We start from the raw sequence: 23,484 nt of genomic DNA, 5'->3' as shown, positions 1-23,484 counted from the left end.
AAAAACAGCTCTCCCGCAGGAGAGCTGTCCGTGTTATTTTTGTGATTGTTTAAGTTCTGCTGCCCGCTCCAGCACCGGCTTGAGGTATTGCCCGGTAAAGGAGTCGGGGTTTTGCGCGACCTCCTCCGGGGTACCGGTGGCCACGATGGTACCGCCGCCGCTGCCGCCCTCCGGGCCGAGGTCAATGATATAATCCGCGCGCTTGATGACATCGAGGTTATGCTCGATCACGATGACCGTGTTGCCTGCATCGACCAGCTTATCCAGCACCTTGACAAGGCGGTGAACATCCGCCACATGCAGACCGGTGGTGGGCTCGTCCAGAATATAGACGGTCTGGCCGGTATCACGGCGGGCCAGCTCATTGGCAAGCTTGACGCGCTGGGCTTCGCCGCCCGAAAGCGTTGTGGCTGCCTGTCCTAACTGAATATAACCCAGACCGACCTCCTGCAGCGTCTGCAGCTTGCGTGCGATCTTCGGGATATTGGCGAAGAATACGCAGGCCTCCTCCACCGTCATGTCCAGCACATCGGAGATATTCTTATCCTTGTACTTGACCTCAAGTGTTTCGCGGTTGTAGCGCTTGCCCTTGCAGACATCGCAGGGCACATAAATATCGGGCAGGAAGTGCATCTCGATGGTCAGGATGCCGCCGCCCTCGCAGGCCTCGCACCGGCCGCCCTTGACATTGAAGCTGAACCGTCCCGGTCCATAGCCGCGCATCTTGGCGTCCTGTGTGTTGGCAAACAGGCTGCGGATGTCCCCGAACACGCCGGTATAGGTAGCCGGGTTGGAGCGCGGGGTGCGCCCGATGGGCGACTGGTCAATGCCGATGACCTTATCGACCCACTCCATGCCCTGAACCTCCTCACATTGGCCGGGGCGGCTGCGGGCACCGTTGAGCGAGGCTGCCAGCGTTTTATACAGGATCTCATTGACAAGGGTGGACTTGCCGGAGCCGGACACACCCGTGACACAGATCATCTTGCCCAGCGGGAAATCCACCGTGATGTCCTGCAGGTTATTTTCATGTGCTTTGACGATGCGCAGGAATTTCCCATTGCCGGGACGCCGCGCTTCGGGCACCTCGACATATTTGCGGCCCGAGAGGTATGCACCGGTGATACTGCGCTTGACCTTGCAGATATCCGCCACACTGCCGGCGGCTACGATCTCACCGCCGTGGACGCCGGCACCGGGGCCGACATCCACAATATAATCCGCCTGGCGCATCGTATCCTCGTCATGCTCCACCACGATCAGGGTGTTGCCAAGGTCGCGCAGACGCTTCATCGTGGCGATCAGCTTATCATTGTCACGCTGGTGCAGACCGATGCTCGGCTCATCCAGCACATACAGCACACCGGTCAGGGCACTGCCGATCTGGGTTGCCAGACGGATGCGCTGGCTCTCACCGCCGGACAGGGATGCTGCACCGCGGGATAGCGTCAGGTAGCCAAGGCCAACACTTTTCAGAAAGCCAAGCCGCTCCCTCACCTCTTTAAAGATCGGCGCACCGATCATCTCATCGCGGGCACTGACCTTGGCCGTGCTGATAAACTCCAGTTCCTCGTTGACACTTTTCTCACAGAAGTCAGAGATGTTGATGCCGCCCACCGTGACAGCCAGGCTGGTCGGCTTCAGGCGGCGGCCGTGGCAGGCCGGGCAAACCTCGCTGGACATGACGAGGGCGATTTCTTCCTTGACCCACTCGCTGCTTGTCTCGCGGAAGCGGCGCTCAAGGTTGGGGACGATGCCCTCAAACTGGTTGTAGTAGGTGCCGGAGCCGAACATGCTCTCACGCTGCATCTCGATGCGCTCCTCACCGGTGCCGTACAGCAGGGCATGCAGAGCCTCCTTGCTGAAATCCTTGATGGGAGTATCGAGCGTAAAGCCGTACCGCTTGCCGAGTGCGTTGTAGGTCATCTCGGAGATCGAACCCTCGGCATAATACCAGCCGCTGGCCTTGATAGCGCTTTCACGGATGGACTTGCGCTTGTCGGGAATGACGCGGGCGGGGTCTACCTTCATAAAGGTGCCGAGGCCGGTGCATTTTTCGCAGGCACCGAAGGGGTTGTTGAAGCTGAACATCCGGGGGGTCAGCTCCTCGACCGAGACACCATGCTCAGGGCAGGCATAGCTCTGGCTGAACATCATCGGCTCGCCGCCGATGACATCAATAACGACCAGTCCGTTGGCCTGCGCCAGCGCGGTCTCGATGGAATCAGCCAGACGGCCGCGGACCGTATCGTTGATGACAAGGCGGTCTACCACGATTTCGACCGTGTGCTTGATGTTCTTTTCAAGGCTGATTTCCTCGCTCAGATCGTACATATTGCCGTCGATCCGCACGCGGGCAAAGCCGGCGCGGCGGGCCGCATCCAGCTCCTTTGCCTGCGTACCCTTGCGGGCACGCACGACCGGGGCCAGCACCTGAAAGCGGGTGCGCTCCGGCAGCTTCAGCACCTCGTCCACCATCTCGTCCACAGTCTGCTGTGTGATCTCGCGCCCGCAGATAGGGCAATGCGGCACACCGATGCGGGCGTACATCAGGCGCAGGTAGTCATAGATCTCGGTCACCGTGCCCACGGTAGAGCGCGGGTTGTGGCTTGTGGTCTTTTGGTCGATCGAGATGGCCGGGGAAAGGCCGGTGATCTCATCTACATCCGGCTTTTCCATCTGCCCCAGAAACTGGCGGGCGTAACTGGAAAGGCTTTCCATATAGCGGCGCTGACCATCCGCAAAGATCGTGTCAAAGGCAAGGCTCGACTTGCCGGAGCCGGACAGACCGGTCATGACGATCAGCTTGTCACGCGGCAGCGTCAAGTCAACATTTTTCAGGTTATGCTCCCGCGCGCCCTTGATGACAATGCGGTTGTTCGGGTCGATCTTGATTTTTGAATTGCGTTTTGCAGGCGTTTTTTCGGGTACGGTACTCAATTTACTTTTTCCTCCTGCCCTTTCGTGTTTTGGCAGCAGCTCTGCGCTCGCTGGTGTCAGCCGTGGTGGGGTCCTCGCCTCGTTCCAGACGCTGGATCTCATCGCGCAGCTGGGCGGCCAGCTCAAATTGCAGCAGGCGGGCGGCCTCCTTCATCTCCTTGGTCAGCCGCTCAATGGTCTGCTGACGCTCGGCGCGGCTCATGCGGTGCTGGCGCATCCGCTTGTTTTCCTCGCTCATGCTGATTTCCAGCCCGCCGCCGATGGCCTTGACGATGGTTTTCGGCGTGATGCCGTGTTCTTTGTTGTATGCGTCCTGAATCGCGCGGCGGCGCTCGGTCTCGGTGATAGCACGCTCCATGCTGGGTGTCACCTCATCGGCGTACATCAGCACTACGCCGTTTGCGTTGCGGGCCGCGCGGCCGATGGTCTGAATCAGGCTCGTCTCGCTGCGCAGGAAGCCCTCCTTGTCGGCATCGAGGATCGCAATCAGCGAAACCTCCGGCAGGTCAAGTCCCTCGCGCAGCAGGTTGATGCCTACGATCACATCAATGGCACCAACGCGCAGATCCTTGATGATCTCCATTCGTTCAAAGGTATCCACCTCATGGTGCATATATTTGGTTTTAACGCCGTGCTCCTCCAGATAATCGGTCAGATCCTCGGCCATCTTGACGGTCAGCGTTGTGACCAGAGCGCGCTCACCGCGTTCAATGCGGGTGCGTATCTCGCCCAGCAGATCCTCGATCTGACCATCGACCGGGCGCACCATAATGACCGGGTCGAGCAGGCCGGTCGGACGGATGACCTGCTCTGCCACACGGCTGGAATGCTGACGCTCGTATTCGCCCGGCGTGGCGGAGACAAATATCTTTTGATGAATCTTTGCCTCGAATTCCTCAAATTTCAGCGGACGGTTGTCAAAGGCGGACGGCAGACGGAAGCCGTATTCCACCAGCGTTTTTTTGCGGCTGTAGTCACCGCCGAACATGCCGCGCACCTGAGGCAGCATGACATGGCTCTCATCGACCATCAAAAGGAAATCATCCGGGAAATAATCCAGCAGCGTTGTCGGGGTCGAGCCCGGCGCACGGCCGGACAGCACGGCAGAGTAGTTCTCGATACCCTTGCACATGCCCACCTCCTGCAGCATTTCCATGTCGTAGTTGGTGCGCTGCTGGATTCGCTGGGCCTCCAGCAGCTTGCCCTCCTCGGTAAATTTTTGGACCTGCTGCTCCATCTCTGTGCGGATCTTTTTCAATCCCTCCTGCATCTTCTCAGGCCCGACGATGTAGTGGCTGGCCGGGAAGATAGCCACATGGCGCACCACATTTTTATGCTCGCCCGTCAGTGGGTCAAATTCAATGATGCGGTCGATCTCGTCGCCAAAGAACTCTACCCGGATGGCGTACTCGTCGTTGTAGGCCAGATGAATGTCCACCGTATCCCCTTTTACGCGGAATTTGTTCCGGATGAAGTTCATATCATTGCGCTCATACTGCAACTTGACCAGTCGGCTGCAAAGTACATCACGCTCCATCTGCATACCGGGGCGCAGGCTGATGACCATGCTGCGGTAGTCAATGGGGTCACCCAGCGAGTAGATGCAGGATACCGATGCCACAATGATGACATTGCGCCGCTCCGACAGCGCGGCCGTAGCTGAGTGGCGCAAGCGGTCGATCTCGTCATTGATGGCGCTGTCCTTCTCTATATAGGTGTCGGTGGAAGGGATATAAGCCTCGGGCTGGTAGTAGTCATAGTAGGAGACGAAATACTCCACCGCATCGTCCGGGAAAAAGCTGCGCATCTCGGTACAGATCTGGCTTGCCAGCGTTTTGTTTGGCTCCAGAATCAGTGTGGGGCGGTTGCACCGTGCGATGATGTTCGCCATTGTGAAGGTCTTGCCCGAGCCTGTGACACCCAGCAGGGTCTGGGCGCTGTCGCCCTCCTCAATCCCCTTCACCAAAGCCTCGATTGCCTGAGGCTGATCACCGGTCGGCTGGAACGGTGCCTGTAAATGAAACTGCTGCTCTTCCATAGCGCATCCTTTCGCATACAACAATTAGTTGTATGTTGATTATAACACGACACCTTTCCCCTGTAAAGCCCCCTGTCTATATTTTGTACGCAGGGGGCCTGAAAATGCGCCCTGCCGGTTTGGGCGGCAGGGCGCGGGGCAGGTAATATGCTTTGATGAAAAGGGCGTTATCGGCTTGCGGCTTGCACAACGCCGCCGTCCGCACGGTATTCCGGCAGGCTGCCACGCATGAGCATCGAGCAGGCATCCTCCCCCGCCACAATAATATGGTCTATGATTGTAAAGCCAAGCTGGCCGGTGACCTCCATGATGCGGTAGGTCGTCAGGCGGTCAGCCTCCGATGGCAGCGCCAGCCCGGAGGGATGATTATGGGCCAGAATCCCGCAGGTCGAGTTGGTGCGCGCCACGGCCCGCAGCAGCTTGCGGGTGTCAACCGTAACACGGTTTGGCACCCCCTCGGCAATGCGCAGGTCCTGCATGGGGCGGCAGGCATCATCCAGCAGGATCAGATAGAGCTGTTCATTCTGGATACCGCGGAACAGCGGCTTGACATATTCAATGGCAGACTCTGCCTTGCGCAGCGACTGGCGTGTGACGCGCTTTTTCAAGGTATAATAGCGGCTGTACGCCATGACGGTCGAGATCAGATGGGCGCTTTTGGGGCCGATGCCATCTACCTGCGCCAGCTCCTCCGGCTCAGCCTCCATGACCTTGCAGAAATCACCAAAATGCTCGATCAGGCGGTGTGCCAATTCATTGGTATCCATGCGCGGGATAGAAAGGTACAGCAGATATTCCAGCGCTTCATGTTCCGCCAAGCTCTCCAAACCGTCGCGCTCCACGCGGGCCTGCATCCGCGCGCGGTGGTTTTCGTGCAGGTTGCTCGCTGCCATTTTTTCTCATCCCCTGTCTTTACCTTTTACTGATTTTATTATATACTCTATAAAGGCGTTTGCCAACCATTTTATCAAGTAGAATCCCGAGTAATTCTAAAGCCATACCGCAGCGCGGAATTGTGCGGGCTGTTTTATGAGCATAGTGAGGATACGATGAAAAGTTTTACCGCAGGACCGAATGAGAACGGCGTTCGTCTGAGCCGTTTTGTCGAGGGTGTGACTAAGGACATGCCCCGCAGCATGATGTACAAGGCGTTCCGCAACAAGCGCATCAAGGTCAACGGCAAGCGCGCCGAGCCTGACACCCGGCTGCAGACCGGTGACCTGATCGAGATGTATATCAATGATGAGTTTTTCCCGGCGGGCGGCACTGCAGTAAAAACGTCCAAGCCGCCCAAAAAGCAGCCCCCTGTTACGGTGGTGTATGAGGATGACAACTTTGCCGTGCTGTACAAGCCTGCCCACTTGCTCTGCCACAGCGACCGTACCGGTGACCCCAATCTTGTTGATGCCTTTGCAGCGTATCTGGAAAGCAAGGGTGAATATGACCCCCGCGCCGAAAAGCGGTTTGCGCCGGCGCTCTGCAACCGCCTCGACCGCGGCACCGAGGGGCTGGTGCTGGCAGCTAAAAGCTATACCGCGCTGCGGGATCTGAACGCCATCATCCGCGATGATATGATGCGCAAGGAATATCTGACTATCACGGTGGGAGCGCCGCCGCAGGGTCGCTTTATAGCGTGGCTGCAGCACAGTGAAAAAGGCAACAAAGTGCGCATCCATGCGCGGGAGAGCGAGGGCTATAAGCAGATCATCACGGAGGTTACGGTAATTCGTCAGGCGGGTCCCTTTGCGCTCTGCCGTATCGGGCTGATTACGGGACGCACCCACCAGATCCGTGCGCATCTCGCATATCTGGGCCACCCTGTGCTTGGCGACATCAAGTACGGCAACCGCAAGATGAACGAGCGCACCGGGCTTAAAACGCAGGCGCTCTGTGCCCAGCGGCTCACCTTTGGGCGCATTCCGGAGGAGAACACACTGCACTACCTCTCCGGAAAGGTCATCAAGCTGAATGACCCCGAGATTGTCAGAACCTTTGACCGCCTGACGGCGGAGCGGTAATACGCCGCGCCATTATTTAAAAGAAAAATGCCGGGCCGTCCCCACTTCAGGGAGACGGCCCGGCAACTTTTTATGCCAGAACGAAATGGTATACCAGAGAAAGCGCTACGATCAGTGCGCAGGTGATGGCCGTGATAGGCGGTGCCAGACGAATGATGCGCTCTGCCATGACATCATCCTCGCTGGTCTCGTCGTCATCGGCGTAGCGACCGCGCTTCTTGGACTTTTTGCGGTCCTCGTAATCGTCATCATCGTCATAATCCAGATCCTCGGAATCGAACATCTGGGTGCCCTCATCATCGTCCTCATCGTCAAACAGACGGCCCTTGGGGGCATAACGGCGCACACGCTCGGCCTCCTCGTCCTCATCGTCCTCGGACTGCGGCTCAAAGGCAGCGGTAGCCTGCTCGGGCTCATAGGCCTGCTGCGGCGGGATCTCCTGCTGGCCGGTGATGGCGGCCTGCACAGCAGCTGCCGTGGCACGCGGATCGCTGGCGGCCGGGGTCGGCTGTACCTGAGGCTGGGGCGCTACACTGCTGGCAACAGAATTAACCTCCTGCTGCTGGCGCTCCACCGCCTGACGAGCCTCCTCCAGAATGGAGGTCAGCGTAGCCTTGATGGAGGCGCGGTCACCGCCGCACTCCGAGCAGACGGTGGTGTTTTCCTCATTGGGATGGAACGCGCCGCAGGCGCAGAACCAGCCGTACTCGTTATCCTGGGGTACGCAGGTCAGCTGGGCATTGCCGGTGCGCTGCTGCAGCGTCTTGGCAATGGAGCCGGGCAGTACACGGGGCAGGTTGAGGCGCACACGCTTATAGCTGCGCAGGTCAACGCCGCGGCCGTTCAGGAAGGCGCGGTCCTGCTCGACCTCAACGCTGGAGACCGGCGTATCGCTGACATAAACGGCATCATCACTGCCGAACACAGCGCCGGGCTGGGCGTTGAGCTGCTCATAGTAGAAGTCATCCTCACACAGGACCTGACCTGCGGCATCCTTGCATTTGAAGTGGACAACCAGACCGGTCAGCGGCTCGGTGCCGACATTCTTGAAGGTCAGGCAGACTGCGACCTCGCCGGTCATATCGCCTTTCAGCAGTTCGACACGCACGAACTGCACCGGGCTGCCAGCCGTGTAATAGTTTGCGCGGGACTGCGCCATCAGGGTAAAATTCTGATCCATAGTTTACACCTACTCTTTACTCTTGCGTGTCGGGCTGGGCATTGTCCGGCTCGGCAGGCTGCGGGGTTGCGGGTTGTTCGGCAGGCTGCACAGGTTCTGCATTTTCCGGCGCAGGTGCTTCGGGCTTGGCGGTCTCACCGCTGGCGATGTCATAGGGCGGCAGGGTCCCGCCCTCCATCAGCGTCTTGAACTCCTCGCCGCTGATCTTCTCGCGCTCCATCAGGACGCCTGCCACCTTGTGCAGTTCGTCCATGTGCTCGGTCAGGGTGCGGCGGGCCGTCTCATAGGCCTCATCCACAATATCGCGGATCTCGTTGTCGATTTCGGAGGCGATGGCCTCGGAATAGCCCTTTCCCTGACCGAAATCACGGCCCAGGAAGGTCTCGCCGGGATCGCTGCCGTAGACAACCGGACCCATCCGCTCAGAGAAGCCGTACCGCGTGACCATGGCGCGGGCCGTATCGGTGGCGCGCTGCAGATCGCTGGATGCACCGGTGGAAATATCCTCCAGCACAAGCTGCTCTGCCACGCGGCCGCCCAGCAGCGTCACGATATTTTCAAACATTGCGGTCTTGGTGATATAGCTGGGATCCTTTTCCGGCAGGTACATCGTATAGCCGCCCGCGCCGCCGCGGGAGATGATGCTGATCTGGTGTACCGGGTCATGGTGCTTGCTGAAGTAGCCCGTGATGGCGTGGCCTGTCTCATGATAGGCAGTCAGGCGGCGCTCCTCATCGGTGACAACATGGCTCTTTTTCTCAGGGCCCATCATGACCTTGACCGAGGCTTCCTCAATCTCCTTCTCGGTGATGGCCTTCTTGCCCTGACGGGCGGCCAGCAGCGCAGCTTCGTTGACGAGGTTCTCCAGATCAGCGCCGGAGAAGCCGGCGGTGGAGCGGGCAATCGTCTTGAGGCTCACATCGGGGCCGAGGGGTTTGTTCTTGGTATGGACGCGGAGAATCTCCTCACGGCCCTTCACATCGGGCAGGCCGACATAGACCTGACGGTCAAAACGGCCGGGACGCAGCAGCGCCTTATCCAGAATATCCGCGCGGTTGGTGGCGGCCATGACGATGACGCCATCGTTGGCATCAAAGCCGTCCATCTCAACCAGCAGCTGGTTCAGGGTCTGCTCGCGCTCATCGTGGCCGCCGCCGAGACCTGCACCGCGCTGACGGCCCACTGCATCGATCTCATCAATAAAGATGATGGAGGGCATCGTCTTTTTTGCCTTTTCAAAAAGGTCGCGCACACGGGAGGCACCGACACCGACATACATTTCCACGAAGTCGGAGCCGGAAATCGCGTAAAACGGCACCCCCGCCTCGCCGGCGCAGGCGCGCGCAAGCAGGGTCTTACCGGTACCCGGGGGGCCCACCAGCAATACGCCGTGGGGGATGCGGGCACCCAGAGAGTTGAACTTGCCGGGAGCCTTCAGGAACTCAACGACCTCCTGCAGCTCGGCCTTTTCCTCGTCAGCACCGGCGACATCGGCAAAGGTTGCCTTGCGCTGGTTTTCCTGCTGATCCTTGACCTTGGCGCGGCCGACATTCATGATGCCGCCGCCTGCACCGCCGCGGTACATCGACATGAACAGCATACCGATGCTGCCGATCATCGCCACATAGAAGATGATCTCCAGCCAGGGCACGCTGGTCTTGGCAGCAACATAGTCAAACACCATAGGGGCATCCGGATTTGCAGCGTTGTATTCATCCACAAAGTCGGAGATCTTTCCGGTGTTGAAGTCACCGCCGTAGGGCAGCTTGTAGGTCATATAGACCGTGCCGCCGTTGGCGGGGAGCGTATCGTTGTTCGTGCTGCCCATGCTCAGCAGACCGCCGCTGGGCATGGTGGTCGCTGCGTTGGACTCCGGCAGGGCAGCCTTGCCCTCCTTGAGCCACATTTCAAGGCTGCCGGTGCCCAAGTCCAGACGGAACGAGGTCACCTGCTGGTTTTCAAAGTAGTAATAGATTTCGGAGTAGGTCGTGTCTTTATTGCCGGACGCTGCCAACAGGGGCGAAAGGCTGACGAAGAACAGGACCAACACCATCAGGACGGCCACCACAAGGATGCCGCTGAACTTCGGTTGTTTGTGCTGCAAGAAATCAACTCCTATCCGGTGTAGCCACCGGGCATTTTGGTTTTATGGCTCAGTCGGAATATACTTCCGGCTTGAGTACGCCTACATAGGGCAGGTTACGGTATTTTTCATCGTAGTCAAGGCCATAGCCGACCACAAATTCATCCGGGACCTCAAAGCCGCAGTAATCCGGCTCGATGTCCGCCATGCGGCGGCTGGGCTTGCTGAGGATGGTACAGATCCTGACGCTGTTGGGATTGCGCATTTTCAGCACCGGGACCAGCTTGGACAGCGTGATGCCGGTGTCAAGAATATCCTCGACGATCAGCAAATCCTTGCCGGTCAGGTCTGCATCAAGATCCTTGATGATCTTGACAAGGCCGGTCGAGGATGTGTTGGCGCCGCCGTAGCTGGAAACGACCATAAAATCAATGGCGCAGGGCATCTTGACTGCACGCATCAGGTCCGCCATAAAGACAACGGAGCCTTTCAGGATGGAAACCATCAGCAGATCCTTTCCCTCATAATCGCGGGTGATCTGCTCGCCCAGTGCGGTGACTTTGGCTTTCAGTTCTTCTTCCGGCACAAGAATGTGGTCAATATCGTTGTCCATGTTGTGCATAGGATTATGCCTCCCCTGTTTTCTCTGTCCGCACCGTCAGTACCTCATGGGTGTACTCATCGGGGGCGCATCCCTCGGCAAAGCCGCAGCCCCACAGCCACAGTACCTCGCTGCCGTCCGCCAGCAGCGGCAGCAGCGGCCGCTCTGCCTGCGGAATGCCGAGTTCATTGTAATATTTTTTGAGTGTCTTGCGCAGATGGCGTCCGGCCGGGCGGAAAAAATCCCCCGGCTGCCTTGTGCGCAGAATAACATTCCCTTGTATTTTAGCACAATCTGCGCAACAGTTTAAGTCTTTTTTGAAAATTGGTTGATTTTTTAGAAATTCTTCATACTTTACGACCTGAAATTTCACAAAATAACCACCCGGCAGGCGATACGCGCCCGGTTCAAAGGGCTGCGGCGGGGCGGGCAGCCTCTGCACGCCCTCCCCCGTCAGGCAGACAAGCATTCCGTCACGGAGCTTATAGTTCACCTGCGGGGTCAGCTGAACGCCGCCCTCCCCCTTTAAAACGAGAAAGCGAAGCAAACTGACATACTTTTCCTCCGCATCGCGCACGGGGCTGACCAGCGCGTGGAGCGCTGCGTCCAGCACCGGTCCCTCTGCACGGCGCAGGGTGGCCGCATCATAGCCGCCCGGTACAGCGGCCGCCTGCAAAAGCGCGGCGGCCTCCGCCGTAAGCCACTCGTCCATGGCGCGCATCTGGCGGCAGAGCCGGGCAATGCTGCGTTCGGCTGCCGGGTTTGCGTATTGCAGTGCCGGGATGGCATCGTGGCGGATGCGGTTGCGGGCGTAAACATCCTCGGCGTTTGTCTCGTCCTGTATGTAGTGTTGCCCCAGCGCGGCGCAGTATGCCTCGGTATCGGCACGGGTCAGGCAGAGCATCGGCCGCACATAGCAGCCGCGGCGCGGCGGTATGCCCGCCAGCCCGTGGAGGCCTGTCCCCCGCGCCAGACGAAACAGCACCGTTTCGGCCTGATCAGACATTGTGTGCGCAGTGGCAATGACAGCCTCCTGCCGGGCGGCCAGCTCGTCAAACCAGCCGTAGCGCAGCCCGCGCGCCCAATCCTCACTGGGGTGGGGCGGAATCTCGATTCCCTCCTGCACAGCATCATATAAGAACAGCTCAACACCGTTTTGGCGGCAGAAATCCGCCACGAAATCAGCATCACGCGCGGCGGCCGCGCCCCGTATCCCGTGGTTGACATGGGTGGCCTGCACCTCAATTTCAAGTGTGCGGCGGTGGCGCAGCAAAAAAAGCAACAAAGCCATTGAGTCTGCCCCACCGGAGCAGGCAGCAATGACTCTGTCGCCAGACTTGAACAGACCCTGTCGGCGGCAGTCCGCCAAAAGAGTCTCCTCCATACGCTGTACTGTTTTTTCTGCGTCAGAATTCATGGCTCACATCCAGATTGCTGAACCGCGTGTGGGCGCCGTCCCAGCCAAGGCGGACAACGCTCGTCTCACCGTGGCGGTTTTTGGCGACAATGCACTCGGCCTCATTCTCGTTGGCCTGACTGTCCTCCCCATTCTGGGAGTTATAGTAGGCTGCACGGTAGAGGAACAGCACGATATCGGCGTCCTGCTCGATCGAGCCGGAGTCACGCAGGTCAGACAGCTGGGGGCGGTGGTCAGACCGGCCCGCCGTTTTTTCCGCTGCACGGGACAGCTGCGAAAGCGCAATGACCGGAACATTCAGTTCCTTGGCCATGATCTTCAGGTTTCGGGTTATGTCACTGATCTCCTGCACGCGGCTCTCGGTGCGCTTGGCGCTCTGCATCAGCTGCAGATAGTCGATGATGACCAGCCCTATCTTTTCTTTTTTGGGGTCCTGATTGATCGTGCGGATCTTCGCCTTGATCTCCGGCACCGAAATACCGGAGGAATCGTCCATATAAATAGGGGCGTTGTAGAGCAGCGAGGTTGCCTGTGCAAAGTCGTTCCAGTCGGAGTTGTTCAAACGGCCGGTACGGAACGCCTGACTGTCGATGTTGGCCGTGCTGGAAAGGATACGATCCGTCAGCTGCTCGCAGGTCATCTCCAGACTGAAGATGATCGTGGGAATCTTCTGCTGGCGGGCCACATTCGTTGCAATGTTCAGCGCAAACGAGGTCTTGCCCATACCGGGGCGGGCGGCCAGAATGATCAGATCCGACCGCCCCAGACCGGTCAGCACGGTATCCAGATAGTTAAAGCCCGTCGGAATGCCGGCGAACTTATCGCGGTCGGCACCGCTGAGCTTCTGCATCGTGTCGATGACCTCGAGAATGGACTCGCGGATGGTCTTGACACCGGTCTTGTCGCGGCCGGAGCGGATGTCATAGATCTTCTGCTCAGCACTTTCCAGCAGCAGATCGGCGTCCTCGCCGGAGGCTGTCTCGCTCAGGATACCGCGGGCCGCATCGATCAGGCGGCGGGCCTGATACTTCTCCTTGACGATCTTGAAGTAGGAATCAACATTGGAGATGGCGGGCACCGTCTCGGCAATGCGGGTGATGTAGACCTTGGCGTCATCGGCGCTGGCAAAGGCCCCGCCGTTGGCAAGAGCGTTGACCAGCGTGATGACATCGACCGCCTCGCTCTCGGTATAAAGCGCGCGCATCGTCTCATAGACGGCACGGTTCTGGTCCGAGTAGAACATCTCGGGCTCCATGTCTGTGATCAGGCGGTTCAGCACCGTCTCATCCATCAGCGCGGCACCCAGCACACTCTGCTCGGCCTGCATATTGTAGGGCATCTGGATGCCCAGGCTGGACAGGCTTACTTCCTCATTTTTCGGCATGGCGGACATCCTCTCCCTTCCCGCAAAGTAATTACAGCTCCTCGACCTTCAGCTTGAAGGGAGCGACAACACCGGCGTACAGACGCACCGAGGCATCGTAACTGCCGAACTCCTTGATGGCGGAGGGCAGCTCGACCTTCTTCTTGTCGATCTCGGTGCCGGTCAGGGCCGTCAGCAGATCTGCGACCTCCTTGCCGGTGACCTTGCCGTACAGCTTGCCGGACGCACCGCCCTTGACCTTGGCGGTAACGGTCTGGCCCTTGATCTTGGCGGCAAGGGCCTCGGCTGCAGCGCGGGCCTCGGCCTCGTGGTGGGCCTTGGCCTCGCTCTTGGTGCGGGCCTGATTCAGGGCAGCAGCATCTGCGGGGGCTGCCAGATTGCGCGGGAACAGAAAGTTGCGGGCGTAGCCGTCCGAAACTTCATGGATCTCATCTTTCTTGCCAATGCTCTTGACGTCCTGTTTGAGAATGATCTTCATAAGGATTTCCCTCCCGAATTTATATCCCGGTTACCGTGCGGTATTTTCCTTTTGCGCCGCGCGGTACAGGTCAATTTGTTCACGGATGCGATGTTCCGCATCCTCCAGTGTGCAGTTCTGCAGCTGGGCGCCCGCCATCATCAGATGACCGCCGCCGCCCAGGGGCTCCAGAATGACCTGCACATTCAGCGCGCCCATACTGCGCGCAGAGATATTGACGCCGCCGTTTTTGGCGACTGCCACAAAGCTGGCGTCCACACCGTTGATGGTCAGCAGATCGTTGGCCGCCATCGGCAGCACAACATTCATACCGGCATCCAGCTCATCAGACAGGGCTATCGCGCAGCCCTTGTATATGTAGGCCCCCTCCACGATATGGGCACGGGCCTCATACTCCTCTTTAGAAGTGTTGAAGAGCAGCTTGGTGTCAGCAGTCTGGGCGCCGCGGCTGCGCAGCCATGCGGCAGCCTCAAAGGTGCGCACACCCACATGCAGCGCAAAGCTGCGTGTGTCGAGCATAATGCCTGCCAACAATGCGTTGGCCTCCAGCGGGGTTATGTTATTCTCCTTGGGCATGAACTGCAGCAGCTCACACACAAGCTCACTGGCGCTGGATGCATAGGGCTCATGGTAGAGCAGCAGCGGGTTGTCGATATGGCCCACCGCCATACGGTGATGGTCTATGACAACGACGCGGCTGCATTTTTCGTAGATTTTCTGGCTTTCAAGCAGGCGCTTCTGGTAGGTGTCCACCACGATGAGCAGCGTGTTGGGTGTGATGACATCCAGCGTCTGATCCGGGGCAATAAAATCATGCCCCTCACCTGCATCGATCACGGTTTTAAGCAGCGGCCCGGCCAGTGTTGCCTCGCTGTTGACGGCAATGACCGCCGGGACGCCGCACATCTTGCAGATGCGCAGCGCACCGATAGCCGAGCCGATCGCGTCCAGATCGGACATGCGGTGGCCCATGATGATCACGCTGTCGCTGCGGCGGATCAGGTCGCACAGTGCATTGGCTATGATGCGGCTGCGGACATGGCTGCGTTTCTCCACGCCGTGGGAAATGCCGCCGTAAAATTCAAAGCCATCCACCGTTTTGACAGCCGCCTGATCACCGCCGCGGCCGAGGGCGATGTCAATGCTCTCCCGCGCCATCTGGTGACACTCCTGCAGCGTCTTACCGCCGTGGCCGACACCGATGGAAAGAGTTGTAAGCCCGCCGGGATGCAGCGCGCGCACCCTGTCCAGAATGTCGAACCGCCCCTCCAGCATCCAGCGGACATCGCGTTCCTCGACCACTGCAATGTAGCGGCTGTTTGAAACGCGGCGCAAAAAGCCGGTGCTGTGGCCGATATACTCCTCCAGCAGGCTGTTGATGGATTCCAGCTCCTTGGCCTGCTCGCTGTCCTTCATATCGTCAAACAGCTCGTCATAGCTGTCAATGACGATGATCAGGCAGGCAGGACGGCTCTCATTATACTCGTCAAGTGTTTCCTTGTAAAAGGTATCATCGATCAGATACACAAGGCTGGCACCGCGGCTGCCCTTGGCGGCGGCGGAGTACGCCGTAAAGCGCCGTTCCCCCACCGTCAGATCCTGCCCGTGCGGGCGGGAGCAGACGGCCAGATCCAGCTCCGGCAGAACGCGGTCCACCGGGCGGGTCACGGCGTCACAGTCATCGAGAACCTGCTCTCTGAAGTGGCCGTTGTACCACAGGATACGCCCGTCATTCACAAGCACGGTAGCGATGGGCAGGTTGGTCAGACTGTACTGGATGCGGCTGTTCTCAAAGTCCGTGCTGCAGAGCTGCTTTGCCAGAAAGGTGCGCAGACGGCGGCGCTGATAAAGCACCACGCACAGCGCAATGAGGATCAGCACCGCAGGGATCGCCAGCAGCTGCGGCTTGACCAGTGCCACCGGCACGACCATGACGGCAACCGCTGCAAGCAACAGCAGCATGACGGCGGCCGTATCCAGACCATCCTTGTGTTTCATCGTACACTCCCCTGTTCTATCAGGAAAAAGCATTTAGTCCATGCCGCACAATTTCAAGTTCCGCATCCGCAGAGCGGTGCTTAGCAGCAGGCGCAAATCGTGCGGGGTTGCCTTTATACTTCCAGCAGAATCGGCAGGATCATCGGGCTGCGCTTGGTGCGGCGGTAAATATAGCTGGACAGCGATTCCCGCACACGAGCCTTTACGCTGGCCCAGTCATGCATATTGTCGGCGAGGCTGCGGTCAAGGGCCATCTCGACCTGCGTGCGGGCCCCCTCCATCAGTTCCTCGCTCTCGCGCACATAGACAAAGCCGCGGCTGACGAGATCGGGTCCGGACAGCACCTGCCCGTTGCTGCCGTCGATGGCGGCCGTCACGATGATGATGCCGTCCTCCGACAGATGGTGGCGGTCCCGCAGAACCACATTGCCGACATCGCCGACACCGTAGCCGTCCACCATCACAGCGCCCGCCGTGACGGTATTTTCAACGGTCATGCCGTCCGCAGAGATGCGGATATTCTGGCCGTTCTCGGCAATATAGATATTCTGCTTGGGGATATAACCCAGATGCTCCGCCGTCTCGGCGTGGCGCTTGAGCTGCTTGAACTCACCGTGTACCGGCAGGAAGAACTGCGGATGCGCCAGCGTCAACATGAGCTTCTGCTCCTCCTGACAGGCGTGGCCGGATACATGGGTGTCATACATGTTCTCGTAGATGACCTCGGCACCCAGCGTCAGCAGGCCGTTGACGACCTTCGTGACGGTCTTTTCATTGCCGGGGATGGGCCGGGCCGAGATGATGATAAAATCATTGGGGCCGACGCGCACCTGACGGTGGCTGGCCTGCGCCATGCGGGAGAGCGCGCTCAGCGGCTCGCCCTGACTGCCGGTGGTGATGAGGACGACCTTTTCCGGCGGGTACTTGTTGATCTCGTCGATCGTGATAAGCACATTATCCGGGGCATGCAGGTAGCCCAGCTCCTTCGCCATCTCGGTGTTGGAGACCATGCTGCGGCCGCTGACGGCCACCTTGCGGCCCGACTCAATGGCCAGATCAATGATCTGCTGCACGCGGTAGATGTTGGAGGCAAAGGTTGCCACGATGATGCGGCGCTTGCCCGCCTTGGCAAACAGGCGGCGCACCCCTTCCGCAACCGTCTGCTCGGTCGCGGTAAAGCCGGGGCGCTCTGCGTTGGTGGAATCCGCCAGCAGTGCCAGCACGCCCCTGCGGCCGTACTCGGCAATGGTGGGCAGGTCGGTGACGGCGTCACCGGACAGCGGCGTATAATCGACCTTGAAGTCACCGGTATGGATGACCACGCCGGCCGGGCAGTCGATGGCAAAGGCCAGCGAATCCGGGATGGAGTGGTTGACATGGATGGGCTCCACAGTAAAGCAGCCCAGCGTGACCTTCTGGCGGGGGCGGATCTCATGGAAGATGGCGCTGGACGCCAGACCATGCTCCTCCAGCTTGTTTTTGATCAGGCCGATGGTCAGCTTGGCGGCGTAGATCGGCACATTGAATTTTTTGAGCAGGTACGGCAGACTGCCGATGTGATCCTCATGGCCGTGGGTGATGAACAGACCCTTGATGCGGTCCTTATTTTCCAGCACATAGGTAAAATCCGGAATGACCAGATCAACGCCGAACATATCAGCATCGGGGAAAACAAGTCCGCAGTCCACGAGGATCATATCCCCCTGGCATTCATACAGCGTAATGTTTTTGCCGACCTCACCGAGGCCGCCCAGCGGGCAGATGTGCATGGGGGTGGCCGGGGTCATCTCATAGGGCTCCGCTGCGCGCTGCGGGCGGCGGCCGCGGCGCTGGGGGCGCGGGGCGGTATTCTGCCCGGCGGCAGCGTTCTGGCTGCTCTGGCGCGGGCGGCGGGGCCGCGGAGCCGGGATGCTCTGCACGGCGGATTGCTCTGCGGCGGCGGGGGCTGCCGGGCGCGGCTTGCGGGTGCGCGGCTTATGCTGCGCGGGGGCAGCGGCATTCTCGCCCTGCGGCTTGGGTGCGCGGGGACGGCGCTGCTGCGGCGCACGGCCGGTATTCTGTCCGGCCTGAACAGGCTGGGTGTTATTTTTGCGTTTTGGCTTAAACTCTTCCATCGAAAACCTCCGAATCATCGTATTTCTGGGCTGATACCTGCCTGCTGCAGCTACCGAACTCCCTGTCAAACGGTTGCGATTTATGTATTTTTCAGAGCGATTACACTCCTATGCCTATGAGATGGGCGCGGAAAGCCCGCCTGAAAAGACGCGGCCAGGCCCGATAAAACACACAACATTGCAATTACATCTTATTATAATCAGAATCGGCGTCCATGTCAAATCCCTTGCCATATGATTTCAAAGCGGGTATAATAGAATATTATAGACAGAAATTCGGAGTGCAACACATGAAGCAGATTGAAATTTATACGGACGGTGCCTGCAGCGGCAACCCCGGGCCGGGCGGCTGGGGGGCGATCCTGCGGTTTCGCACGGCGCAGAAGGTGTATGAGAAGGAGCTTTCCGGCGGGGAGGCGAACACGACCAACAACCGCATGGAGATGACAGCCCTGCTGGAGGCGCTGCGCCAGCTCAAGGAGCCCTGCGCCATCGACCTGTACAGCGACAGCAAATATGTCATCGACAGCCTGCAGAAGGGCTGGGCCAAGGGCTGGCGTGCACGCGGGTGGAAAAAGGCCGACAAATCCCCTGCCTTGAACCCGGACCTGTGGGCCCCGCTGCTGGCCGAGAGCGAAAAGCATGAGATCACCTACCACTGGCTGAAGGGCCACGCAGGCCACCCCGAAAACGAGCGCTGCGACCGGATGGCCGTGGAGCAGAGCAAAAAATACGGCGGGCGTCAGGCCTGAGCCCTTACTGTAAGGAGAAACAGCATGGATGGATTCAATACTTTTGAAAAGCAGGATAAGGTCCTGCTGGGTCTGAACAGCGGCCGCGATGCCGCCGCTGCACTGCGTATTTTGCAGCAGCAGGGCTTTGCCGTGCAGACCTTTACCGCAGAAAATGCAGTCACCCCCGCCGAGCTGCTGCGCCTGCTGGCAGACAAGGCTGCCGAGCTGGACTGTGCATTCATCGCCACCGGCCACTATGCGCGGATAGAGGTGGACAGCGAGGGGCTGTCCCGTGTGCTGACCGCCGAGGATGCCGAGGCCGACCAGAGCGCGGTGCTGGCCGACCTGCCGCAGGAGATACTGACCAAACTCGTCCTGCCGCTGGGGGATTTCACCAAAGCGGATGTGGAGGAGATGCTGGCAGAAGCAGCGGAATAATTAAAGAGCGCCTGTGCGGATTTTGAAACCGCACAGGCGTTTTGCTTTTTGGGTTCGCTTTTTACTGCAGGGCCTTCTGTATGTCTGCGAGTCACAGCTTTCTGATGGGGTGGCGTATCACGGTTTTCAGCTTATCCGGGGCTGTTTTGCGCACATCGGAAAGGTAGATCTCATGGTGGCGGCGTGTCTGTGTCAAGTCATTGGTGTAACCGTTGGCTGCCAAAAAAGCATCCATGACCGCAATCGTCTCCGGCTCCCTGTCGTAGGGGCCGATGTGCATGCACTGCACGCACAGTCCCTCCTCAACCGTCAGAAATTCCACGGCAGAGAAATCCTGCTTCTTTTTCGCTGCAGCCTCCTGCACCGCCCACGCGAAATCCGCCTTTGTCACAAAGTCCGGCAGACGGATAACGGATACCCACACAAAGCGCTCCTTATGCGCGTAATTTATGGCGTCCGCGGCGTCCGCACCCTCCTGCTGCCAGAATCCCTCGAGCGGCGGGACAACATAATCAAAGTAACCCTCGATACGGTGGTCACCCTTTTTGCTCATCTTGATGGTATAGGCAACGCCGTACAACAGGCCAATGGCCTGCTGATACGCGCCGTTCTCCTCATTCGGGTCACCCTTGCCGCGCACGGCAAGGTAGTTCATCGGCGGCACCGTAACAAGCGCCGGCTTTGTTTTGGGCAGGTAAAACTCTTTGTATTCCTTCTTGAAATCAAAGGCCATATGAAGCCCCCCTTATTTTTTCTTTTTATGCTTCGGCCAGGGCCACCATTTGCCCTCTTTTTCGTGCATCCAGTGGGCTAAGGGATAGAACAGCAGTGCCAGACCGCCGAGCAGGATCAGGATAAAGAGCCAGTTTGCAAAGGTGAAAATGACATCCAGCGCAGCCAGTGCCGCCAGAAAAAAGCCGGCGTACATCATGAACTGCCCGTTGTGTACAACATAGCCGTTCCAGTTTTCGGGGCGTATCTCCTCACGGCCCTGATCGCCCCAGACGCGGGGATTCTTCATCGTGGAATAGCCGTAAAAAGCCAGCACCATGCCGATGACAAACAAAAACTCAAACAAGGGTATTGCCTCCCGATATTATTTTTTGAAGAAAGGGCTGAAATCGAAGGTTGCGAAGTAATCCGCCGGTGTTTCGGCACGGCGGATAAGCTGGTGGGAGCCGTCCTCCTTCAGCAGGACCTCGGCACTGCGCAGCTTGCCGTTGTAGTTGTAGCCCATCGAGAAGCCGTGAGCACCGGTGTCGTGGATATAAACGACATCCCCGATCTCGATCTCGGGCAGCATGCGGTCGATGGCAAACTTATCATTGTTTTCGCACAGGCCGCCGGTCACATCGTATTTATGGTCGCAGGGGGCGTCCTCCTTGCCCAGCACGGTAATATGGTGGTAGGCGCCGTACATAGCCGGGCGCATCAGGTTGGCGGCGCAGGCATCCACGCCGATGTACTCCTTATAGATATGCTTCTGATGCAGCACGGTCGTGACAAGCGCACCGTAGGGTGCCAGCATAAAGCGGCCCATCTCGGTGAAAATCGCCACATCGCCCATACCGGCCGGAACCAGAATTTCCTCAAACTTTTTGCGGACACCTTCGCCGATGGCTGCAATGTCGTTGCTGCGCTGGTCGGGGCGGTAGGCGATGCCCACACCGCCCGACAGGTTGATGAATTTGATCTTGGCGCCGGTGCGCTTATGCAGGCGGACAGCCAACTCAAACAGGACACCGGCCAGCTTGGGGTAATAGTCATCGGTGACGGTGTTGCTGGCCAGGAAGGAGTGGATACCGAACTCCTCGGCACCGGCAGCCATCAGTTTGGTGTATGCCTCGGCCATCTGGTCCTCGCTCATGCCGTACTTGGCATCGCCGGGGTTGTCCATGATACCGTTGCCCAACTCAAACACACCGCCCGGATTGTAGCGGCAGCATACGGTCTTGGGCACACCAGCAACCTTCTCGAGAAATTCGACATGGGTCAGATCATCCAGATTGATGTACGCGCCGAGGTCGTAGGCCTTCTTCATATCCTGCGCCGGGGTGTCGTTGGAGGAAAACATGATGTCACTACCCCGGAAGCCGCAGGCCTCACTCATCAGCAGCTCCGTATAGCTGGAGCAGTCAACGCCGCAGCCCTCCTCCTGCAGGATCTTGAGCAGGTAAGGGTTCGGCGTGGCCTTTACGGCGAAATATTCTTTAAAGCCCTTGTTCCAGCTGAACGCAGCGTTGACCCTGCGGGCATTTTCCCGGATACCCTTTTCGTCATAGAGGTGGAACGGGGTGGGAATATCGGCGGCGATCTCTTTCGCCTGTGCAAGCGTGATAAACGGCACTTTCTTCGTCATGGTACACTTTCCTTTCCCTCAATATACTTTCAAAGATGCTTCTATTATATACGCTTTGCCGACCGACAGCAATAGGCAATGCAAAAACAGACACACTGTAAAATACAAAAAGGGCCGTCCCTTAGCGGGACAGCCCCAAATATTATAAAATCGGCTCCGCGTGGTCACCCTGTATATGCAGCTTGGCAGCCAGCAGACGGTTGTCCAGCTGGCGGCAGGTCCATATATACGCGGGATAGAGGAATACGCAGGCAGCAATCCACGCGGCCGGGTTGGACAGCTCGGCACCGAAGTAGCCCAGCACCGGCACCAGCGCAATAGCCACCACCGTGCGGGCCACCATCTCAGCCACACCGGCCATCATGGCAAGCGTTGAGAAGCCGAGACCCTGAATGGTGTAACGCCAGACGATCAATGCCCCCAGCGGCACGAAGAATACGCTGTTCCAGAACAGATATTCGCGCCCCATGGCCACAATGTCAACTTCCTTGGCAGTGTCCAGAAACAGCCCCATGATCTGCACATCGGTAAAATGCAGGACGAAAGCCGATGCCACACCGTAAATCAAAATAATGAGCATTGCGCTGTTGACGCCCTGCCGCACGCGATCCATGCGGGATGCACCAAGGTTTTGCCCGGCGTAGGTTGCCATGGCCGTGCCGACGCTCTCCATCGGAACGGTCAGCAGACTCTGGGTCTTGCCTGCTGCGGTGACGGCGGCAACGGCGGTGCTGCCCAGCACATTGACCGCCCACTGCATGATGACGCTGCCAATGGCCGTGATGCTGCACTGCAGACCCATGGGTATACCGATGCCCAGCAGACGGGCGCAGGCCTTTTTGCTGTAGGTAAAGTCAGATTTCTGCATCTTCAGCACATCAAATTTACGGCTCAGATAGATAAAGCTCAGCACACCGGAAATGACCTGCGAGATGTCAGTGGCCAGCGCCGCCCCCAGAACACCCATCTGAAACGGGATGATGAACAAAAGGTCGAGCCCGATGTTGAGCGCACTGGTCAGGATCAGAAAGTACAGCGGCGTTTTGCTGTCGCCCAGTGCGCGCATGATGGCCGCCACCATGTTGTACAAAAAGATGAACGGGATTCCCGCAAAGATCCAGCCGATATAGATGACAGCACCGTCAAGGATGTCCGCGGGCGTCTGCATCAGCTGCATCATGGGGCGCGTCAGCGCCACGGTCGCCACGGTCAGCACCACGCTGCCCGCAATGCAAAGCCACGCGGCGTTGGCCACATGGCGGCGCAGATCACTGTAATCCCGCGCGCCGAACAGCTGCGCGATGGGGATTGCAAAGCCGTTGCAGACGCCAATGACAAAGCCGAGGATCAGATAGTTGACCGACCCGGTCGCGCCGACCGAGGCCAGCGCACCGACACCGCAGAAGCGGCCGACAATGATAGTGTCCGCCAGCGCATAGAACTGCTGGAACAGGTTGCCCAGCACCAGCGGCAGCGTAAACATCAGAATAACTTTGAGCGGACTGCCGCTCGTGAGGTCTTTCGTCATAATTTTTCCTTGCCCTATTATATACATGCAAAATTTCGTGCGGATTGTATTATAGCACGCACGCCTGTAAATGCAAGAGGATAAATCATGCAAATTTTGCGATTTTTGGGGCAAATAAGCCTAAAGCCTTCTCCTTCGGGGGAAGGTGGCCCCGCAGGGCCGGATGAGGGGCAA

Annotated in this window: 18 protein-coding genes; 3 read left to right on the top strand and 15 right to left on the bottom strand. The window is 58.6% G+C overall.

Features of this window, described 5'->3' with window-relative positions:
- Positions 1-33 precede the first annotated feature (33 nt).
- The 3 genes from uvrA to OGM67_02275 all read right to left on the bottom strand — a co-directional run bounded on the left by uvrA (position 34) and on the right by OGM67_02275 (position 5,871).
- Positions 34-2,889 carry an excinuclease ABC subunit UvrA gene (gene uvrA / locus OGM67_02285; protein UYJ36181.1) on the bottom strand — a complete coding sequence of 952 codons (2,856 nt, stop codon included), beginning with the start codon at positions 2,887-2,889 and terminating at the stop codon, positions 34-36.
- A 52-nt stretch (positions 2,890-2,941) separates the two neighbouring features.
- Positions 2,942-4,978: an excinuclease ABC subunit UvrB gene (gene uvrB / locus OGM67_02280; GenBank protein ID UYJ35183.1), complete on the bottom strand. Its 2,037-nt coding sequence runs from the start codon at positions 4,976-4,978 to the stop codon at positions 2,942-2,944.
- A 167-nt stretch (positions 4,979-5,145) separates the two neighbouring features.
- The gene (locus OGM67_02275; GenBank protein ID UYJ35182.1) at positions 5,146-5,871 is read right to left on the bottom strand and encodes a DNA repair protein RadC; all 726 of its coding nucleotides are present in this window, start codon (positions 5,869-5,871) and stop codon (positions 5,146-5,148) included.
- Between the two features lie 156 nt (positions 5,872-6,027).
- Here OGM67_02275 and OGM67_02270 point away from each other — a divergent pair, with 156 nt between their 5' ends.
- Positions 6,028-6,996 carry an RluA family pseudouridine synthase gene (locus OGM67_02270; GenBank protein UYJ35181.1) on the top strand — a complete coding sequence of 323 codons (969 nt, stop codon included), beginning with the start codon at positions 6,028-6,030 and terminating at the stop codon, positions 6,994-6,996.
- A gap of 70 nt (positions 6,997-7,066) precedes the next feature.
- On the opposite strand, the gene OGM67_02265 is transcribed toward OGM67_02270, so the two are convergent.
- The 8 genes from OGM67_02265 to OGM67_02230 all read right to left on the bottom strand — a co-directional run bounded on the left by OGM67_02265 (position 7,067) and on the right by OGM67_02230 (position 18,251).
- Entirely contained in the window at positions 7,067-8,176 is a 1,110-nt protein-coding gene (locus tag OGM67_02265; GenBank protein UYJ35180.1) for a hypothetical protein, read from the bottom strand.
- Between the two features lie 16 nt (positions 8,177-8,192).
- Positions 8,193-10,229, bottom strand: coding sequence for an ATP-dependent zinc metalloprotease FtsH (gene ftsH, locus OGM67_02260; protein ID UYJ36180.1), 2,037 nt, complete (start codon positions 10,227-10,229; stop codon positions 8,193-8,195).
- A gap of 100 nt (positions 10,230-10,329) precedes the next feature.
- Complete coding sequence (gene hpt / locus OGM67_02255) at positions 10,330-10,872, bottom strand: hypoxanthine phosphoribosyltransferase (GenBank protein UYJ36179.1); 543 nt, start codon at positions 10,870-10,872, stop codon at positions 10,330-10,332.
- Between the two features lie 13 nt (positions 10,873-10,885).
- Positions 10,886-12,151 (bottom strand): tRNA lysidine(34) synthetase TilS, encoded by a 1,266-nt coding sequence (gene tilS / locus OGM67_02250; GenBank protein ID UYJ35179.1) that lies wholly within the window; start codon positions 12,149-12,151, stop codon positions 10,886-10,888.
- Positions 12,152-12,266: 115 nt separating this feature from the next.
- Positions 12,267-13,670, bottom strand: a complete 1,404-nt coding sequence (gene dnaB / locus OGM67_02245) for a replicative DNA helicase (GenBank protein ID UYJ35178.1) — start codon at positions 13,668-13,670, stop codon at positions 12,267-12,269.
- Between the two features lie 22 nt (positions 13,671-13,692).
- Positions 13,693-14,139 carry a 50S ribosomal protein L9 gene (gene rplI / locus OGM67_02240; GenBank protein ID UYJ35177.1) on the bottom strand — a complete coding sequence of 149 codons (447 nt, stop codon included), beginning with the start codon at positions 14,137-14,139 and terminating at the stop codon, positions 13,693-13,695.
- 30 nt (positions 14,140-14,169) lie between these two features.
- Positions 14,170-16,137 carry a DHH family phosphoesterase gene (locus tag OGM67_02235; protein UYJ35176.1) on the bottom strand — a complete coding sequence of 656 codons (1,968 nt, stop codon included), beginning with the start codon at positions 16,135-16,137 and terminating at the stop codon, positions 14,170-14,172.
- A 113-nt stretch (positions 16,138-16,250) separates the two neighbouring features.
- Complete coding sequence (locus tag OGM67_02230) at positions 16,251-18,251, bottom strand: ribonuclease J (GenBank protein ID UYJ35175.1); 2,001 nt, start codon at positions 18,249-18,251, stop codon at positions 16,251-16,253.
- A 290-nt stretch (positions 18,252-18,541) separates the two neighbouring features.
- Here OGM67_02230 and rnhA point away from each other — a divergent pair, with 290 nt between their 5' ends.
- Together rnhA and OGM67_02220 are read left to right on the top strand one after the other, a co-directional pair.
- The gene (gene rnhA / locus OGM67_02225; protein UYJ35174.1) at positions 18,542-19,003 is read left to right on the top strand and encodes a ribonuclease HI; all 462 of its coding nucleotides are present in this window, start codon (positions 18,542-18,544) and stop codon (positions 19,001-19,003) included.
- Positions 19,004-19,027: 24 nt separating this feature from the next.
- A complete protein-coding gene (locus OGM67_02220) occupies positions 19,028-19,423 on the top strand; it encodes a hypothetical protein (protein ID UYJ35173.1) in 396 nt (131 codons plus the stop codon).
- Between the two features lie 91 nt (positions 19,424-19,514).
- Here OGM67_02220 and OGM67_02215 read toward each other — a convergent pair whose 3' ends face one another.
- The 4 genes from OGM67_02215 to OGM67_02200 all read right to left on the bottom strand — a co-directional run bounded on the left by OGM67_02215 (position 19,515) and on the right by OGM67_02200 (position 23,310).
- Positions 19,515-20,156, bottom strand: a complete 642-nt coding sequence (locus OGM67_02215; GenBank protein UYJ35172.1) for a GyrI-like domain-containing protein — start codon at positions 20,154-20,156, stop codon at positions 19,515-19,517.
- A gap of 12 nt (positions 20,157-20,168) precedes the next feature.
- Positions 20,169-20,501 carry a hypothetical protein gene (locus OGM67_02210; GenBank protein UYJ35171.1) on the bottom strand — a complete coding sequence of 111 codons (333 nt, stop codon included), beginning with the start codon at positions 20,499-20,501 and terminating at the stop codon, positions 20,169-20,171.
- Between the two features lie 18 nt (positions 20,502-20,519).
- Positions 20,520-21,782, bottom strand: a complete 1,263-nt coding sequence (locus OGM67_02205; protein UYJ35170.1) for a diaminopimelate decarboxylase — start codon at positions 21,780-21,782, stop codon at positions 20,520-20,522.
- A gap of 142 nt (positions 21,783-21,924) precedes the next feature.
- On the bottom strand, positions 21,925-23,310 hold the full coding sequence (locus OGM67_02200; protein ID UYJ35169.1) for an MATE family efflux transporter: 1,386 nt from the start codon (positions 23,308-23,310) through the stop codon (positions 21,925-21,927).
- Positions 23,311-23,484 lie beyond the last annotated feature (174 nt).

It is taken from the genome of Oscillospiraceae bacterium (genome assembly GCA_025757985.1).
Lineage (GTDB): Bacteria > Bacillota > Clostridia > Oscillospirales > Ruminococcaceae > Gemmiger.
The sequence above is the reverse complement of the archived record's forward strand: the minus strand, read 5'-3'. Positions and strand labels throughout refer to the sequence as shown.